This window comes from Lysinibacillus sp. NPDC097214 (assembly GCF_050277945.1).
Classification (GTDB): domain Bacteria; phylum Bacillota; class Bacilli; order Bacillales_A; family Planococcaceae; genus Lysinibacillus; species Lysinibacillus xylanilyticus_B.
Map to the genome: position 1 here is coordinate 76,251 of NZ_JBNNSS010000006.1, position 18,195 is coordinate 94,445.

14 protein-coding genes and 1 other annotated feature are annotated in these 18,195 nt (G+C 37.4%); of the genes, 5 read left to right on the forward strand and 9 right to left on the reverse strand.

The window, feature by feature from the left end; genetic code table 11:
* The first annotated feature begins 145 nt into the window (after positions 1–145).
* A complete protein-coding gene (locus ACQKMI_RS15105) occupies positions 146–553 on the forward strand; it encodes a globin (protein ID WP_427413582.1) in 408 nt (135 codons plus the stop codon).
* Positions 546–1,355, forward strand: a complete 810-nt coding sequence (locus ACQKMI_RS15110) for a DsbA family protein (RefSeq protein ID WP_427490231.1) — start codon at positions 546–548, stop codon at positions 1,353–1,355. Before ACQKMI_RS15105 ends, ACQKMI_RS15110 begins: the two co-directional genes overlap by 8 nt.
* Before the next feature lie 468 nt (positions 1,356–1,823).
* On the opposite strand, the gene pepF is transcribed toward ACQKMI_RS15110, so the two are convergent.
* The 4 genes from pepF to spxA form a co-directional block, all read right to left on the reverse strand.
* Positions 1,824–3,635: an oligoendopeptidase F gene (pepF, locus tag ACQKMI_RS15115; RefSeq protein WP_427490233.1), complete on the reverse strand. Its 1,812-nt coding sequence runs from the start codon at positions 3,633–3,635 to the stop codon at positions 1,824–1,826.
* 48 nt (positions 3,636–3,683) lie between these two features.
* A complete protein-coding gene (locus tag ACQKMI_RS15120; protein WP_427490235.1) occupies positions 3,684–4,805 on the reverse strand; it encodes a competence protein CoiA in 1,122 nt (373 codons plus the stop codon).
* A gap of 228 nt (positions 4,806–5,033) precedes the next feature.
* Positions 5,034–5,702: an adaptor protein MecA gene (mecA, locus tag ACQKMI_RS15125; protein WP_427490237.1), complete on the reverse strand. Its 669-nt coding sequence runs from the start codon at positions 5,700–5,702 to the stop codon at positions 5,034–5,036.
* Between the two features lie 436 nt (positions 5,703–6,138).
* Positions 6,139–6,534, reverse strand: a complete 396-nt coding sequence (spxA, locus tag ACQKMI_RS15130; RefSeq protein WP_024362527.1) for a transcriptional regulator SpxA — start codon at positions 6,532–6,534, stop codon at positions 6,139–6,141.
* 1,012 nt (positions 6,535–7,546) lie between these two features.
* Positions 7,547–7,778 (forward strand) — a binding site (T-box leader).
* Positions 7,779–7,869: 91 nt separating this feature from the next.
* Between spxA and trpS the strand changes: the two genes are divergently transcribed.
* The gene (gene trpS, locus ACQKMI_RS15135) at positions 7,870–8,859 is read left to right on the forward strand and encodes a tryptophan--tRNA ligase (RefSeq protein WP_427490239.1); all 990 of its coding nucleotides are present in this window, start codon (positions 7,870–7,872) and stop codon (positions 8,857–8,859) included.
* A gap of 764 nt (positions 8,860–9,623) precedes the next feature.
* Here trpS and fabF read toward each other — a convergent pair.
* Together fabF and ACQKMI_RS15145 are read right to left on the reverse strand one after the other, a co-directional pair.
* Positions 9,624–10,865 carry a beta-ketoacyl-ACP synthase II gene (gene fabF, locus ACQKMI_RS15140; protein WP_427490241.1) on the reverse strand — a complete coding sequence of 414 codons (1,242 nt, stop codon included), beginning with the start codon at positions 10,863–10,865 and terminating at the stop codon, positions 9,624–9,626.
* A gap of 30 nt (positions 10,866–10,895) precedes the next feature.
* Positions 10,896–11,834, reverse strand: a complete 939-nt coding sequence (locus tag ACQKMI_RS15145) for a beta-ketoacyl-ACP synthase III (RefSeq protein WP_427490243.1) — start codon at positions 11,832–11,834, stop codon at positions 10,896–10,898.
* A 1,047-nt stretch (positions 11,835–12,881) separates the two neighbouring features.
* Between ACQKMI_RS15145 and ACQKMI_RS15150 the strand changes: the two genes are divergently transcribed.
* Positions 12,882–13,076, forward strand: a complete 195-nt coding sequence (locus ACQKMI_RS15150; protein ID WP_323645486.1) for a YjzD family protein — start codon at positions 12,882–12,884, stop codon at positions 13,074–13,076.
* 49 nt (positions 13,077–13,125) lie between these two features.
* Here ACQKMI_RS15150 and ACQKMI_RS15155 read toward each other — a convergent pair whose 3' ends face one another.
* A complete protein-coding gene (locus ACQKMI_RS15155) occupies positions 13,126–15,252 on the reverse strand; it encodes an ATP-dependent Clp protease ATP-binding subunit (RefSeq protein WP_427490245.1) in 2,127 nt (708 codons plus the stop codon).
* A gap of 270 nt (positions 15,253–15,522) precedes the next feature.
* Here ACQKMI_RS15155 and ACQKMI_RS15160 point away from each other — a divergent pair, with 270 nt between their 5' ends.
* The gene (locus ACQKMI_RS15160; RefSeq protein ID WP_427490247.1) at positions 15,523–16,209 is read left to right on the forward strand and encodes a Crp/Fnr family transcriptional regulator; all 687 of its coding nucleotides are present in this window, start codon (positions 15,523–15,525) and stop codon (positions 16,207–16,209) included.
* A gap of 780 nt (positions 16,210–16,989) precedes the next feature.
* On the opposite strand, the gene ACQKMI_RS15165 is transcribed toward ACQKMI_RS15160, so the two are convergent.
* Both ACQKMI_RS15165 and ACQKMI_RS15170 read right to left on the reverse strand, forming a co-directional pair.
* Positions 16,990–17,298, reverse strand: coding sequence for a metal-sulfur cluster assembly factor (locus ACQKMI_RS15165; RefSeq protein WP_427490249.1), 309 nt, complete (start codon positions 17,296–17,298; stop codon positions 16,990–16,992).
* A 53-nt stretch (positions 17,299–17,351) separates the two neighbouring features.
* A complete protein-coding gene (locus ACQKMI_RS15170; RefSeq protein ID WP_427490251.1) occupies positions 17,352–18,116 on the reverse strand; it encodes a prolyl oligopeptidase family serine peptidase in 765 nt (254 codons plus the stop codon).
* Between the last annotated feature and the right edge of the window lie 79 nt (positions 18,117–18,195).

The following is an 18,195-nucleotide window of genomic DNA, read 5'->3' on the forward strand; positions in this document are numbered from 1 at the left end:
AAAAACATTTCGGAAGAGCGGTTTGTTTGTGTTAACGAAAAGACGTTGATAGAATGAAGGTAGTCACAAGAAATTCACATTTTAAAAAATGACTAAGTATAAAAATATACTTTACGATATAAAGAATTAAAGGGGCATTTAACTTATGAGTCGAAAATACACTGTTCCTTATGAGGAGCTGGGGGCTGAAAAGCTTTCAGAGCTAATCCATGCGTTCTATAGAAGAGTTGCACAGCATCCTGATCTTATTCCAATCTTTCCGAAAGATTTAACAGAGACAGCCCGCAAGCAAATTCAATTTCAGACACAGTATTTAGGTGGACCAAATCTTTTTACTGAGGAGCATGGCCATCCAATGATGCGTGCACGTCATATGAATTTTCCGATTACACCTGATCGTGCTCAAGCTTGGCTTGAATGTATGTCCGAAGCGATGGATGAAGTTGGGATGGAAGGTAAGTTCCGTGAAATTTATTATCAACGTTTAGTATTAACAGCTCATCACATGATTAATACACCAAATGACGATGAGGGGGAATTGTTACGTGAATAATATTCAAATGCTACAAGAGCCAACTCCTGAGATTTCTACTGCTAATAAGCCTATTGAATTGTATATTTTCGTAGATCCACTTTGTCCAGAAGCTTATAATATGCAAGCCGTTCTTCGTAAGTTACAACTAGAGTACAATCATTACTTTACATGGCGCTTTGTACTAAGCACAGAGCTTGCCTCTTTGAATTGTTTGAGTAAGCGTGTAAAGGGTTGTGTATCAGGTATTGAACTCGACATTAATCACCCTGTTTTACCATCGATCGCCATTAAAGCAGCAGAGTTACAGGGCAAACGTGCAGGAGCACGCTATTTGTCGAAACTACAAGAATATGTATTACTAAACCAACAAGATGTCAATTCTTATGCTACGCTGTTAAAAATTGCGGAAGATGTTCAATTAGACATGAATGAATTTTCCACAGACTTTGGTTCAAAGGAAGCAGCGCGTGCCTTCCAATGCGATTTATATATTAAACGTGAAATGGAAGTTGATGAAGTACCTAGCATTGTATTTTTCAATGAATGTATTGAAGATGAGGGACTTAAAGTTAGTGGTAGCTATTCCTATGAAGTTTATGAACATATTTTACAAGAGATGATGGATGAACAGCTTGTGCGACAACCATTACCAACAATGGAAGAGTTATTTGCAAAATTCCATACCCTTTCAACAAATGAAGTAGCTTTCATCTACTCATCAACAGAACAAAATGCTGAACGTGAATTAAAGAAGCGTATGCTACAGCAAAAGATTGAACGAATTCAGACAGACCACGCTACATTGTGGCGTATTAAATAATGCTATTATACTATTATTCTAAAGACAGGGACACAACACATTTAATGTTGTGTCCCTGTTCTTGTTGTTGAAAAATTATTATGTCAACTTTATTTATTTATCGGAACGTTTCTGCGATTTATCGGAATACTTCTCAAAAAATAAAAGAAGCGCCACTATCCTCGACAGATAGTGACGCCTCTTTTTCACAAAGGGGATGGGAGAAATGTTCACGTTCAAACAAAGGGGTGTATGTTTGTTTTTGTGATTTATTTCACATGAATCAATTTATCATGGAATAGTAAATATAGCAATAAGTCCGATGATAGATTCACAAATTTGTCAAATAGAAAGCGATTACAAACAGTATTTTTTCAAGATACGCACTTTTAAACATTTAGAAATCAAAAAAAATCATTATTCTTTAAATTTTTATTATTTAATTAATCATAGAAAAAGGCTGCAGGGAAATTCCTACAGCCTTCCAAATTAATTATTCAACAATAATTTTTCTAACTCATTTAAACGTTCTTCAAATACTTTACATGCATCATCAATTGGTTTTGCAACGTTCATATCAACCCCTGCTGCCTTTAATACCTCAATTGGGAAATCAGAGCAACCTGCTTTTAAGAAGTTATTAATATAACGTTCTACAGCTGGTGTACCCTCTTCTAAAATCTGTTTACTTAATGCTGTTGCAGCTGATTTACCTGTAGCATATTGATACACATAGTAATTATAGTAGAAGTGTGGGATACGAGCCCATTCTAAGCCGATTTCCTCATCTACAACAATATCCTCGCCGAAGTATTGTTTATTTAAATTATAATAAACCTCTGTTAGACGCTCTGCTGTTAAAGATTCGCCATTCTTATCCATTTGGTGGATTAGGTGTTCAAATTCAGCAAACATTGTTTGTCTGAAAACAGTACTTCTGAAGCCGTCTAGCCAATGATTTAATAAATAAATCTTCTGTTGTGGATCCTCAATTGTTTTCAGTAAATAATCATTTAACAGCTCTTCATTACATGTTGAAGCTACTTCAGCAACAAAAATAGAATAATCGCCATAAACAAACGGCTGATTTTTACGTGAATAATAACTGTGTACACTATGTCCAAATTCATGAGCTAATGTAAACAAATTATTAACATTGTCTTGCCAGTTCATTAAAATATATGGATTTGTTCCATAGGCGCCCGAAGAGTACGCACCACTGCGTTTCCCTTTGTTTTCTAAGACATCCACCCAACGATGATCAAGTCCACCTTGAACAATGCCTTGATATTCCTCACCTAGTGGCGCTAAAGCTTTTACTAAAATATCCTTCGCTTCGTCGTAAGTGATTTTCATATCAACTTCCTTAACGAGTGGGGCAAATAAATCCCACATATGCAGTTCGTCTACACCTAAAAGCTTCTTACGTAATGAAATATAGCGCTGCATAGCTGGTAAATGCTTATGGATTGTTTCTACTAATTGATCATAAACACTTTCTGGAATGAAGTTGTTAGACATTGCTGCGTGGCGTGCAGAATCATAATTACGAAGACGTGCACTGACATTATGCTTTTTCACATTGCCCGTTAATGTAGCAGAAAACGTATTTTTAAAGTTACCGTAAGTTTCGTACATTGCTTTAAAAGCATTTTCACGAACCGTGCGATCTTTACTTTCTAAAAACTTAATATAGTTACCGTGAGTTAGCTGTACTTCTTCCCCTTCTTCATTCTTCACTTTAGGGAAGACAATATCAGCGTTGTTTAACATACTAAATGTATTTGAAGCCGTGCCTGTAACCTCAGACATTTGTGCAAGTAATGCTTCCTGCTCTGCTGGTAATACGTGCGGACGTGCCATCGTAATTTCTTTTAAAGATTGCTTATACAATTGTAAGTCTTTGTTTTCTGCTAAGTAACGTTCTATTGTTTCTTCACTCAATGATAAAATCTCAGGTGTTAAGAACGATAGGGCTGCTGAGATACTAGTCGCTAATGTTTGAATACGACTATTCATATCTTGGTAGAAACTATTTGTCGTATCTTGGTCATTGCGCATATGAGCATACGTGTAAAGCTTCATTGTACGTTCATAAATTTCATCGTGATAAGTTAGAACTGCTACTAATGCATCTGCTCCATTTTTTACAGTACCCGCATAGCTAGGCGCTTTTTTTGCAAGTTCCGCAACTTCTTTATACTCTTCTTCCCATAGGGCATCAGTTGCAAATATATCCTCCAAGCGCCAAGTTAACTCTTCTGGAACTTCATTTCTTACTAAAACTTGATTACTAGCCATGTGCCAGCCCCCTTTATATGTGAGTTTTTCCTACACTCTCATATTTTCTCAGTATATTGCGGCAATTGCAAATAAATGTGCGTACACTTGCTCACAAATTTCCGGAAAATCATTATCTTTTTCATAACTTTTCGCCAGCACCATTCCGTAATTTTTAATAGCTTGTACAGCTTGGGTTGTAACCTCTATATTTTGTTGGCTTAAAAACGATCGAATATGTCTCTCGTCTAGTTCATGAGGTTCTAATTGTACTCGGCGACAAAAATGAAGGAAAATCGTTTGCCACTCTATAGAAAACATCGGTATCGCCTCTTCACCTTTTACCGGAACACCTACGTAATCAGGCATCCCCGTTAAAGCAAAGCGTAACTCATAACTACTTCGTAAAAATGAATCTTGTACCCCATTTTTACTATGGAATAATCGTTGATATACGAATTGCTTACAATACTTTTTATAAAGCTGCCAATAAAGATGAAATTCCTCTTTCGTAATTGTCTTAGGCTCATAAAAAGGAAAATGTTGCTTGTGAATAGTTAATTCCTGTACTTTACCTATAAAAGTATGCCCATGAACATGAAGAAGATTCGTCCAATAAATAAATCTCGATGTGTTTGCATCATAGGTCACTAAATAAGACAAACCTAGTGCTGTAGCATTTATCACCTTTTGCATAATTGGAGAAATAGAAATCTTTTGTATACCTTGTGTAGTTTGTCTTTGAGGCGTTTGAAAAAGCCACAATGGCTGTATAGCATTTTTCTCATATCCAGATGTACGCAATAGCCACTTTTCATGAGAAATCGTACTACATTGAAATTCAATGGCAATTTGCTTATGCTCTTTTATCAGAAGCATATCTGGCCGCTGTGAAAGCTTTCGTAAATAAGGCTCCAGCTTTACTGTATGCCCGAGTTTTTTTAGCCATTCAAATAATTGGACTTTTCCTTGTAAATGAAGTTTTGATTCACCCTCTGCAAATAACTGTACACAGCTATTAGTAGCAATATGAGCGAAATGGGGGATATTATATTGACCTATCTTTAATTGGACAGGCCGCTGGCATTGGGGACAATAAAATTTCATCTGCAATCTATATCGTTGTAAAGCTTCCCTTGAATATTCGTATGGGAGAAAAATCTGCTGCTGCTCGTCATAGGCCATAAGCATAAAATCATCTCCTTTTTGACTAATTGTAAAGGAGCCTTTTTATAGCGACAAATAAAGAGCGGCTTTTTCTTGAAATTTAAAAATTGCTATCTTCTACTTCCAGTGTTGTAGTGAAGCACAACGGTACTTCCCATATCTATAAATACTTTTAAATAAAAAGACTGTAAACAACTTGATAATCACCAAGTTTGTCTACAGTCTAAGCCACTGAATCAAGTACTCATTACTTTAAATAAAATATTTTCGTACAGTTTCAAAGCAATCAAATTCCATAATTTTTTCGCCATATTCCTCTAAACGATGGATTGTGAAATTCGATGGGATTAAAAATTCTTTGATAACCGCATTTCTATCGTGATGATTTAGTTCTTCTTCTGCGTTCACGAAGTCAACTACTAGGTAGTACCAATCTTCATATTTAAATAATGAGGAATCCACTAATTCATCTGTTATGCGTTTTGCTACAGGGATTAACTCATCAATATCTTTAAATTTATAAACATAAATGTCTGTATCCATAAATAATTCTGACTCATCAATGTCACCAAATTGAGTTAGTTGACTAAGAAGATCCTCTCCAACGTCCTCGAATGGAGCAAACATATCTTTGTGTTCATCAAAATGCGAAGAACCATCTAAGGTTTCACCGTCTTTTAAAATATGTGCACGTGTGACAATGATCTCTAAGCCTACTTCAGAAGCATTGATATGAATCCAAATTGGACCTTCTACATCAAAATAATCCTCCGTGTTTACTTCATCAATCATATCCCAAAAAAGTTGTTCACCCTTTGCTCGATTGTACCAAATTTCTTCACGACTATAGCCGCGATCCTCTATATCATTGTACGTAATAAAGAGCTTGAGTGTATTTTCGTTTACACGTTCGATGTCCACTAGACCTCATCTCCCTTCACTGTCATTTGTCGAAAAACAGTTTTGTTTCATTAGTATGCTATTATTCATTGTTTTTAACCTCATACTTCATTTTTGTTTTTCAACCTTTGACCACACTACAGTAAACCCATCGAGCAACCGAAATCAAAAAATTAATGTCCACAGTTGTCTCTAATTATATTGTATGCTGTTCTGTCATAAAATGAAAAGGATATACACCGTTTCACAGAAGATATTTGAATTATTGAAATTGTAGTAAACTATTAAGCTAAAATCAAGTTTAACATACTTTACCGAATATATATGACTTTTCCCTATTATTTATTATACTTTATATAGAAGGTTTTGCATAAATAAAACACAAAAAAATAGATGTCACAATATGCTTGTTGCATATGTAACATCTAATACTTATTCTATGCTGAATACGGCGAAATTAGTTCACCATACGCTGTGCTTCTTGCAGTTGATAAGCACGAACCTTTCGAGGTAGGAAACGGCGAATTTCATCTTCGTTGTAGCCGACCTGTAAACGTTTTTCATCTAAAATAATGGGACGACGTAATAAACCTGGATACTCTTGAATTAATTCATATAAACGTTGCAATGGCAAGCTTTCAACATCAACATTTAATTTCTGGAAAATTTTTGATCGAGTTGAAATGATTTCATCCGTACCATCTTCTGTCATACGTAAAATTTCTTTAATTTCACTAATGCTTAATGGTTCAGAAAATATATTACGTTCTGTATATGGGATTTCATGCTCCTCTAACCATGCTTTAGCTTTTCGGCAAGACGTACAACTCGGTGATGTAAATAAAGTTACTATCATACTGACACATCCTTTCCTTTTAATCATTATCTATAAACTAGTGTGTTAAATTAGAATTAATGTAATGTAAATATACATACCATTATACAGTACTCTGTGATGTTTGAATATAGTTCCAATAAAAAAAGAATGACCATTTCACACGAAATTTTCTTTCTCTTCACACAAACTTCAAAGTAGTTACTTCTTGGGATGTCTAATGAACTACTAATAATATGCCCATTCGCAGAGCATTTTAAACATCCACTGTTCGATTGTTTTTGTTCTCATTTAAAAATTTTAAACGAGAATATTGTTGATTCTGCGTGTACAATATAGACGTATATTTACTAATATCGGTTGCATTTCCAAATAAATAGATTGTTACCATAACGTGTGGTTGATTTCCGTTCCGACTAGGCGCTTTGTAGCTGCCGCTTTGCTTTCGCTACAGAAAACATTTGTTGTTGCTGCCGCTTCGCTTTCGCACAGAGCAAAGCTTCCTGGGGGCGTCCGATGAGCCGCTTGGGCCAACAGATGTTTTCTGCGCGAAAGCGTAGTGCTAACGTAGCGGCAGCAGAGGGTTTTGTTTGTGCGAAAGCGCAGCGACAGCAACAGCACCGATGTTGGTCACGAAGGCGTTATCACAGGATGTGATGGTTTTAGCCTTCGTTCCTCTATTGCTAATCCCCAAGGAGTCACCCAGTCGGAACGAAGATCAACTTATGTATATGGTATGTGTTTTAACAAATGTCATCCGTAACTTTTTGTGATGAGCCACACCTAAATATTATTTAGGATATCGCTATAATGCCTTTCGCGTTCGACAGAAACCATTTATTGCCACACTGAAATAAAAAAGCAGCAAAAGTAGCATATAATTTTTTTCCGTGAAAGAACACCGCCAAAAGTCTGACTTTACACACTTGCTTTTCACCGAGACTTTATAATATAATTTTTTGCAATAAATCAATTATGTCTTTGGTGAATTCACCTCGCCATCCATACAGATGGCAGACAGTTATTGAGCTAAAAAACGCTGACGAAGAGTAGTACATTTGCCTTTACACGTTAAGAGAGTCTGTGGTTGCTGCAAACAGATCGTGTAAGCATTTGGAATGGACTTCCGAGTTAGCTTTGTGAACGTCTTAGTTTCTTACTTAAGTCTATTAGCAAAGCTCGTCCCTTCACGTTACGAAGAAGAGTGGCCGTTATAGGCAAGCTGGGTGGTACCGCGGATTCAAACATCATTCGTCCCTTCATTAGAAAACTAATGAGGACGCATGATGTTTTTTATTTTGGTACTTATGTAAAAACGACGTCTAAGGGACGAAATTCAAGGAGGAAATGACAATGACAACTATTTTTTCAGGCGTACAGCCAACGGGTATTGTAACTTTAGGGAACTATTTAGGTGCATTTAAGCAATTCCCTGCATTACAAGATGAAGGAGATGCTGTTTATTGTATCGTCGATCAGCATGCAATAACAGTGGCTCAAGATCCAAAAGAATTACGTCAAAATATTCGCAACCTAGCAGCTACGTATATTGCTACTGGCATCGATCCTAAAAAATCTACATTATTTATTCAATCAGAAGTGCCAGCTCATGCTCAGGCAGGCTGGATGTTACAATGTGTTGCATCGATTGGTGAGCTTGAACGTATGACACAATTTAAGGATAAATCTCACGGTAAGGAAAGCGTATCTGCCGCTCTTTTAACATATCCACCATTGATGGCAGCAGATATCCTTTTGTATAACACAAACATTGTTCCTGTCGGTGATGATCAGAAGCAGCACATTGAGCTTACTCGTGATCTAGCAGAGCGTTTTAACAAACGTTATGGTGACGTTTTAACGATTCCTGAAATTCAATTACCAAAAGCAGGAGCTCGTATCAAATCACTACAAGAGCCTACAAAGAAAATGAGTAAATCTGATCCAAATACGAAAGCAACTATCAAGCTTTTAGATTCAGCGAAAGAAATTGAGAAAAAAATTAAGTCCGCTGTTACTGACTCTGATGGTATTGTGGCATTTGATGTGGAAAATAAACCTGGTGTTTCTAATTTACTAACAATCGAATCTGCCATTTCAGGCGTATCTATTGACGATCTTGTAAAAAAATACGAAGGCGTTGGCTATGGTGGTTTCAAACAAGGTGTTGCAGCAACAGTTATTGATCACCTGACACCAATTCAAGAGAAATTCTATAACTTAGTTGAATCATCAGAATTAGACATCATTTTAGATGAAGGTGCTGAAAAGGCAAATGCTATTGCTAGCGCTACATTAAAACGCATGGAAGTAGCAATGGGTCTTGGTCGTGCACGTCGCTAAGACAAAAGATTTATCATGAAATGAAGAAATGCTGTACCTTTGTTGAAATTTTTTGTAAGAGCTTGGCCAAAAAAAGAGTAATCTAAGCATTACATCTTATCTTTGTTTATAGTTTTATCATAACCAAGATCAAACACAACAGCACATAACACAATGGCTGCTCCAATTGCCACATAAAACGCCGTTGTTTGTGCCATGAATTTAAAAACAACTATCCAGGTATATCCGAGTGTCCGATAATTCAAATACAAGATGAGATTCCCAACGGAGAGAATTAATAAACCGTAGCTCATTAAAAATAAAAAGAGTCGGAACAAGATAACGGCATCCTTTCTATTTCTTCTTAATTATCATCTATTCATAAAACTATAAAAAAAGACGTCAGCCACGTAAATTAGGCTGACGTTTTTTTTGACAGAATAAACTTATAGCAGTGAAGCGATTGTACACCCTTTATTATTGCTGCTGAGTGGTTGATTGGAGTGGAGGCTGGGCAACTCCTTGGGGATCAGCGTCACAGATGGGACCCTGCAGCGCAGCGAAGCGGCTCATCGGACGCCCCCAGGAAGCTTTGCTCTGTGCGAAAGCGAAGCGGCAGCAACAAAGCGCCCAGTCGGAACGGAAATCAACCACTCGTTTTGCAAAAGAGCCTTACTTTATTTACTATAATGACACCTTAATTAACCGCCCATAAAAGCCCGTTTGGTGGTGAACACTAAAAATCAGTGGGAGATGAAGCTCCCACTGATTAAAGTTTTACTTTATTATTCCTCGATTTTTTTGAATAGTAGACTAGCGTTGTGTCCACCAAACCCAAGTGAGTTACTCATTGCATATTGAATATCTGCTTTTCGAGCTTCATTCGGCACATAATCCAAATCACATTCTGGATCTGCGTCTGTTAAATTAATTGTCGGTGGCAAAATGCCTTCTTTAAGTGCTAACGCTGTGAAAATAGCTTCAACACCACCAGCTGCACCTAATAAGTGACCTGTCATTGATTTTGTAGAACTCATTGCAAGCTTATAGGCATGTTCACCAAAAACAGTTTTTACTGCCTGTGTTTCAAATAAATCATTGTATGGTGTACTTGTTCCATGTGCGTTAATATAGTCAACTTGTGAAGCTTCTACACCGCCATCAGTTAATGCTTGCATCATTGCACGAGAAGCACCTTCTCCTTCTGGAGCTGGAGCTGTAATATGATGTGCATCTCCTGTTGCACCATAGCCAAGTACTTCTGCATAAATTTTTGCACCGCGTGCTTTTGCGTGCTCATACTCTTCCAAAATAACAATACCCGCACCTTCACCGATAATGAAACCATCGCGATTTTTATCGAATGGGCGGCAAGCTGTTTCTGGATCTGTATTTAAAGATAAAGCAGTATTTGCGCAGAAACCTGCTACTGCCATCGTAACGATTGGTGACTCAGCACCACCAGAAATCATCACATCTGCATCGCCACGTTCAATTACTTTAAAAGCATCCCCAATAGAGTTTGTACCTGAAGCACAAGCAGTTACTGAACAAGAGTTAATGCCCTTTGCCCCAAAGTGAATCGACACTTGGCCTGAAGCCATATCTGGAATCATCATTGGAATAAAGAATGGACTTACTCTTCTTGCTCCACGCTCTTGGAAAGTTAAAAATTGTTGTTCATATGTTTCCATCCCACCGATTCCAGAGCCAATCCAAACACCTGCACGTGGTGCTAGCTCTTCATCGATTGTTAATCGTGCATCTTCCATCGCCATGATGGATGCTGCTAAAGCATACTGTGTAAAGCGATCCATTTTACGAGCTTCTTTACGTTCGATATACTTTTCTATATTAAAATCTTTCACTTCAGCAGCAATTTTTGCTGCGAAAAGATCTTTATTTAAACGCGTTAATTCGCCAACGCCAGATTTTCCAGCTTTAATGTTAGTCCATGTTTCTTCGATGCTATTTCCTAGTGGTGTAACTGCGCCAATTCCTGTAATTACTACTCGTCGTTTACTCATTGTATTACTCCCCTCAAGCATTTTTCGTTATTATTTTCCCCATCTTATTGTAACGGCACCCCATGTTAAGCCCCCGCCAAATCCAACAAGTACTAATATATCATCATCTTTTATCTTACCTGCTTCAAGCTCATCTACCAAGGAAATACCAATAGATGCTGCCGACGTATTCCCATATTTGTGAATCGTTTTTGACATTTTTTCCGGTGGTAACTCTAGACGCTCACGAGCTGATTCCATAATTCGAATATTCGCCTGATGCGGCACTAAAAAATCTACGTCTTCTTTTGTTAAACCTGCTTTTTCTAAAACGTTCATTGCAGATTCACCCATTTGACGAACGGCAAATTTAAATACTTCACGGCCATTCATAGCAATTGTATCTTGCTGTGTTAAATACAAATTCTTTCCACCCGTACCGTCAGCACCAAGTTCAAATGATAAAATACCTCTACCTTCTGATACTGGACCAACAATCGCCGCACTTGCACCGTCACCGAATAACACAGCGGTATTACGATCTTCCCAGTCAAGTACTTTCGACAGCTTTTCAACACCTACTACTAAGACATATTTATAAGCATTTGATTCTACAAACTGCTTTGCCGTCACTAAACTATATATAAACCCTGCACAAGCTGCCGCTTGGTCCATCGCTGCTGCATTAACTGCTCCAATTTGCTCCTGAACCATACATGCGACACTTGGAAAATTTTGATCTTGTGTTACTGTCGCTACAAGGATTAAGCCTATTTCCTCTGGTGAAATTCCCGCTTTTTCAATAGCCTCTTTTGCTGCAGCTACTGCTAAATCTGAGGTTTCCTGATCATCAGCAGCAAAATGACGTTGCTCAATCCCTGTGCGAGTTCGAATCCATTCATCCGAAGTATCCATTATTTTTTCTAAATCAAAATTTGTAACGACCTTCTCCGGAACGTATTTGGCAATTCCTAAAATACCAGCGTTCATTTAGCAACCCCTCTGCTTTCTTACTATCAATTATTAGTAACTGGTCATAATTATAACTCATAATTAAGGAGAGGTGCAAGATGAATTAATTTTAACGTCTTAAAACTAGTAGTATCAAGGGTCTTCAATCAACTTATATACATGGCAAACGATTTAACAAATGTCATCTACAACTTTTAGAGCTGATGCAGGAAAAAGCGTATTTTGGGGGATAAGTGAGGCTGAAAATTTAATAATGACGGTTAATGAAAAAAAGCTGCAAATAGATCTGCAGCTTTAGCCTAACAATTGCTAACATATATTATCAACAACGTAAAAGTCGATATCGTAAAAAGATGAAAGGTGACTCTCGCATGAATCTACGCATATCCAAACTATTCTCTAATAGGTCGTTAAGGATCACATTTTCTTTGGAACCCATAGTGCTCTGAAGAAATCGCTTGATGGGTTGCAACACAGAAGGTTTCAAACGACGTGTTGTGCGTCTCTTTTTGTTAGGTTTGCTACCGTAGTTGTTCCAACGTAATGGCAGACGCTTTAATCGTCTGGTGCTGCGGTGGTGTTTTTGGTTCAATAAACAACGTTGAGTAATACGCATCCGCAATGGTAATCAAGTAAATTACAAAAAGTAATTGTTTCATTCAATGGTTCAAAAATTCATTTCTCCCTTTTTTTCAGTTCTATCAATTAGAATTGTCTATTTATAATACGAATGGTACGTAAAAAAGTTTCAAATTAAAAATGACCAACACATCACAGATAAGCCACCTCAGTATGAGATAGCATCACTCTATAAAATCATACCTGCCAACAATAATTAAAAATCATGTTTCCACATTAATGTAGAAGCTAAGAAAAGATTCACTTTCGGAAACAGTAGAAATCGAAAATAGATATGAACCAATCGAGTATTTTACCATCCAAAATGTTCTCAATTGATGATATCGTTGTGACAAAATCGCCATGTTTCACAGAAAAGGTTCTTTTTTTTTCGATTTATGTTATGATATGATAATGATATAAAAAAGTTCGGTTGAGGTGAAATTAATGCGATATATCGTAACATTCATATGGTCATTCCTACTAGTTTCAATGTTAAACTACGTAGTAAGCTCTGTACTAGGTGTAGATTTTGATTTCGAAACTGCTATTGTCACATCAGTTGTATTTACAATTCTTGTTTTCATTATCGGTGCAGTTATTCCAAACGAATCAACTCCAGAAGCTGCAGACAATCATTAATTCAACTAGAAAAAACCTGTTTCGCTCAATGCGGAACAGGTTTTTTTTGTTATTTTTCAACGACACATTGACCATCATGCATTCTAATGTGCAATGTTTCTCCTGGTAATACCTCACCTCGAAGCAATTCTTTTGCAACCGCAGTTTCAATATAACGTTGCACGAAGCGTTTTAATGGTCTTGCGCCGAACTGAGCATCTGCTCCTTGTTCTACAACCCAATCAACTACATTTTGTTCTACTAGTAAAGTAATGTCTTGCTCTGCAACTCGTTTGACAAGCTGTTCGATATATTTCCATGCAATGGCTGTAAAATGCTCATCTGTTAGTGCATGGAACATAATAATATCATCCATACGATTTAATAGCTCTGGTTTAAAATGTTGACGTAGTGCAGCCATCACTAAATCTTCAACAGCAGCATCGTCTTCTTTTGCTTCCATTAAATAGCTTGAGCCAATATTAGAAGTTAAAATGACCACTGCATTCGTAAAGTTAACCATACGCCCTTGACTATCAGTGATGCGCCCATCATCTAAAATTTGTAGTAAAATATTCGCTACATCAGGATGGGCCTTTTCAATTTCATCTAATAATACAACTGAATATGGATTGCGGCGAACAGCTTCTGTTAATTGCCCACCTTCCTCATAGCCAACATAGCCTGGAGGTGCCCCTACAAGACGTGATACGCTATGTTTCTCCATATACTCACTCATATCAATGCGAATAAAATGATCCTCAGAATCAAACAACTGTGCAGCTAGTGCCTTCGCAAGCTCTGTTTTACCAACACCTGTTGGACCAAGGAATAAAAAGCTACCAATTGGTCGATGCGGATCCTTGATACCTGCTCGAGCACGCCATACCGCTTCTGTAACAAGCTGTACAGCATTATCTTGTCCAATTACACGCTCATGCAATGTATCTTTTAAGCGCAGTAATTTTTCACGCTCACCTTCTACTAATTTCGTCACTGGTATTCCTGTCCAGCGCGAAACGATTGATGCGATTTCATCAGCTGTTACCTCTTCACGTAAAATTCGTGATTCCGTACCATTCTCTAATTGTTTTTCCATCTCTTGAATTTCCTTTTCAAGTGTAGGAATTTTCCCATGACGTAGCTCAGCTGCTTTATTTAAATCATATTTACTTTCTGCTTCATCTAAGTCACGGCGGTATTTATCAAGTTTTTCACGCTTTTTCTGAATGCCATGTAACGCTTCTTTTTCGGTTTCCCATTGTTTACGCATGCCCTCAGAGGATTCTTTGAGCTTTGTTAATTCCTCACTGAGTTGCTCTAGACGCTTTTTACTTGCCTCGTCTTTTTCTTTACGCAATGCTTGCTCCTCAATTTCGAGCTGCATAATACGGCGCGTTACCGCATCCAATTCCTGTGGCATGGAATCAATTTCTGTTCGAATCATCGCACATGCTTCATCGATTAAATCGATCGCCTTATCTGGTAGGAAACGCTCTGTAATATAGCGATTGGAAAGCTCTGCTGCCGCTACAATCGCACGGTCATGAATACGTACTGCATGATGTAATTCAAAACGCTCTTTCAAGCCTCGTAATATGGAAACTGTATCTTCAATAGATGGCTCTCGTACAAGCACCTGCTGGAAACGACGCTCTAAAGCAGGATCTTTTTCAATATACATACGGTATTCATCTAATGTTGTAGCCCCAATACAATGTAGCTCACCTCGTGCAAGCATTGGCTTTAGCATATTCCCAGCGTCCATTGCACCATCCGTTTTACCTGCCCCAACAATTGTATGAATTTCATCGATAAATAAAATAATGCGCCCCTCTGATTCTTTTACTTCTTTTAATACACCTTTTAAACGCTCTTCAAATTGACCACGATAACTAGCACCTGCTATTAAGGCACTCATATCCAACTCATACAGTATGCAGTCCTTTAACCCTTCAGGAACATCGCCCTTTACTATACGTTGGGCTAATCCTTCTACAATAGCTGTTTTACCAACCCCCGGCTCACCTATTAAGACAGGGTTATTTTTCGTTTTGCGTGTTAAAATGCGAATGACATTACGAATTTCTTCATCACGGCCGATAACCGGGTCCATTTTACCGTTTTTTACTTCTTCTATTAAATTACGTCCGAATTGTTCTAATGGTTTTTTGTCATTTGTTTGTTGAAATTGCATATTTAGCACTCCTTTTCAATAATGTTAAGCGGAATCCCGTTTGCCATTCTATTTCGTAAAAAATGTTTGACCTTTTTTGACTAACTTTATTTTACAACATACGACAAACCTTAGCAAAGAATTAGCCCTAAAATTTCTTCACTTATATCTGGAAAATTACGTTATAATAAAACTATGTTGTTTCTTATATTTAGTAAATTGTTCACCTGATTTTGTAATAATTAAACAATTTTTACAAAAAGAAAGAGATGTGTTGAAGATATGGCTATTATGGATAATATACAAGAGAAATTTCACGATCTTTTTCAAAAGCACGGTGTTTTTATTAAAGTGAATAAGGATAGTAAAATTTTTTTAGAGGGCAAACGGGCGAACGAAATTTATTATATAAAAACAGGAGCTATCTCAATTAGTCAGGAAACCGAGAATGCGAAGGAATTAACCATTCGTATTTGTGGTCCTGATAGTATCATTGGAGAAAGCTCATTATTTTGTAACCTTACGTATAATTCGATGACTGCTAAAGTATTAGAGCCCTCCAGTTTATATGTTCTAAGCCGTGAATCATTGGAACTTTTACTAGTGGAACAACCTATTTTAATGGTGGAATATATGAAGTGGTTGCAAACAGAAAATTTAAAGCATCAAAGTCGTTTGCGCGATTTGATTTTAAATGGGAAAAAGGGCGCTTTATTTTCAACGCTTATCCGTCTTTCGAATACTTATGGGAAGCCTTTAGAAAATGGCACTATTTATATTGACTTCCCGTTAACAAATACAGAAATCGCTAATTTATGTGCGACGAGTCGAGAGATGATTAATCGCATGCTGAATGACTTAAAGAAGCACAATATTATATCTTTCGAAAAAGGTTACATAACCATTCACGATCTAAAATTTTTAAAGGATGAAATCGCCTGTGAGAATTGTCCGTTACAAATATGTCGTATTGATTAATAGGCTACATGTTAAATCCCCGCTTATGAGTTATAAGCGGGGATTTTATGTTCTATTATGATGGCACTTCTGCAAAGCGAGGGGGTGATTTCCGTTCCAGGCTACTCGCTTTCCTGTGGGCGAGCGTCGAGCCGCTTCCTCCGCTAAAGGAACTAAGGCTAAATGCGTCACTTCCTGTGACAATGCCTTCGTGACCAACATCCTGTTGGCCTCAGGGTCTCGCCTGTCTCGCTTTCCCACGGGAGTCAAGTAGCCTTCCACTCCAATCAGCGATACCGAAGAACTTTTATAAATTTTATGTATTTCAAAATTGGACACTATGACGACGCATCATAATTGAACAGAATAGACCTAAAACAGTGACGTAATTGTACATTGTCGTTGCTGTCTCAAGACGAAACTCTTTTGCTAAAGTTGCGTTTTATCACTTACATTAAAACGACATACCAGAGGATACATGCAATGTGAATCAGTTGATTGGAGTGGAGACTGGGCGACTCCTTGGGGATCAGCAATAGAGGAACGAAGGCTAAAACCATCACATCCTGTGATAACGCCTTCGTGACCAACATCATGTTGGCCCGAGACCCTGCAGCGCAGCGAAGCGGCTCATCGGACGCCCCCAGGAAAGCGCCCAGTCGGAACGGAAATCAACCTCTCGCTTTGCCAAATATCCTATTTTCAGATGCCATCTTAATTTGTTAATACACTAGTTTTTAGACAAAAAAAATCCCCGCTTACTGTTATAAGCAGGGATTTTTCATTGTGCTTTAAGTGGACTTAGCGTACACCTAATGCCATTTTTGCATAGCGTGACATTCTATCTTTTGACCAAGGTGGATTCCATACAATATTGACATTTGTACTTTTTACCTCTGGAAGCTCACTTAATGCTGTATTCACTTGATCAACAATAACAGGTCCCATTGGGCAGCCCATAGACGTTAACGTCATTGTAACGGTTGCTGCACCCTCTTCATCTAACTCTACATCATATACTAAACCTAAGTTGACGATATCAATACCCAGCTCAGGGTCAATTACATTTTCTAATGCACCGAACATGCTGTCTTTCATATCTTGATCCATCTGTATTTCTCCTTCCGTCACAGTGTTAACTTAATCATAGCAGATGCATCTTATTATGCCAAATGCTGTGCAAGCCATTCAGTTGCTGCTAGCATACCATCACGTGACACAGCATGACCTGCTTTCTTATTAGCTAAAAATTTCAAGTTTTCTGGATTCGTTACATAATATTTACGTAAAGTTAAATAAAAATTATACGTTTCATTGAAAGGTACAGTTTTATCTAACTCCCCATGCCAAAATAGAACTGGTCGTCCTGCAAATTTTTCTGGTGTTAGACTAACATCATATTTAGCTAGAAGTTCATTCGTTTGTTGTACTTCTTCTTCGGACATTGGCAAATTCACACCGTTTTTAGCGAATTGCTGTAATTGATACTCCGCTAATTTAGTAAAACTTGGTGCACCCATACATACTGCTGCTGTTTTGATCCAATCATAACGCTTTAAACAACCTGATGTTACAATTCCACCCATTGATGTACCAGCAACGCCAATTTGATCATTCACTAATAATTTTTTATTCTTTAATTCATTATATAATTGTTCAACTTCATGAATAGAATTTAAAACAATATCCCAAAAGTGTAAGCTCAATTGCATCTCAGTCAGGCCTTCACTACGGTCTCCATGTAATTTTGCATCTGGTAATAGGACACGCACCCCTCTGCCTACTAATTGATATGCATAATGTAAGTTATGTTCTTTTGCACTCGTGAAACCATGTAAAAAAATTACTACCGGGGTTTCTTCATTCATATTTTCCGTATGTATATGTAATAAAGGAATGTTTCCCCACAATTCTTTCTCAACAATCATCTTTGTCACTCCCAACTTTTGTCTCATCTTTATGTTAGCAAACTTTTTTCACTGTGACAAAATTTTGACGAATGGTTTA

Excerpts from the sequence above, each read along its gene's own strand:
- trpS (WP_427490239.1), top strand. The coding sequence starts at position 7,870 with ATGACAACTATTTTTTCAGGCGTACAGCCAACGGGTATTGTAACTTTA.
- pepF (WP_427490233.1), bottom strand. The coding sequence starts at position 3,635 with ATGGCTAGTAATCAAGTTTTAGTAAGAAATGAAGTTCCAGAAGAGTTA.
- ACQKMI_RS15160 (WP_427490247.1), top strand. The coding sequence starts at position 15,523 with ATGGATAATATACAAGAGAAATTTCACGATCTTTTTCAAAAGCACGGT.
- ACQKMI_RS15155 (WP_427490245.1), bottom strand. The coding sequence starts at position 15,252 with ATGCAATTTCAACAAACAAATGACAAAAAACCATTAGAACAATTCGGA.
- ACQKMI_RS15145 (WP_427490243.1), bottom strand. The coding sequence starts at position 11,834 with ATGAACGCTGGTATTTTAGGAATTGCCAAATACGTTCCGGAGAAGGTC.
- ACQKMI_RS15170 (WP_427490251.1), bottom strand. The coding sequence starts at position 18,116 with ATGATTGTTGAGAAAGAATTGTGGGGAAACATTCCTTTATTACATATA.
- fabF (WP_427490241.1), bottom strand. The coding sequence starts at position 10,865 with ATGAGTAAACGACGAGTAGTAATTACAGGAATTGGCGCAGTTACACCA.
- ACQKMI_RS15105 (WP_427413582.1), top strand. The coding sequence starts at position 146 with ATGAGTCGAAAATACACTGTTCCTTATGAGGAGCTGGGGGCTGAAAAG.
- ACQKMI_RS15165 (WP_427490249.1), bottom strand. The coding sequence starts at position 17,298 with ATGGATCAAGATATGAAAGACAGCATGTTCGGTGCATTAGAAAATGTA.
- ACQKMI_RS15150 (WP_323645486.1), top strand. The coding sequence starts at position 12,882 with ATGCGATATATCGTAACATTCATATGGTCATTCCTACTAGTTTCAATG.
- ACQKMI_RS15120 (WP_427490235.1), bottom strand. The coding sequence starts at position 4,805 with ATGCTTATGGCCTATGACGAGCAGCAGCAGATTTTTCTCCCATACGAA.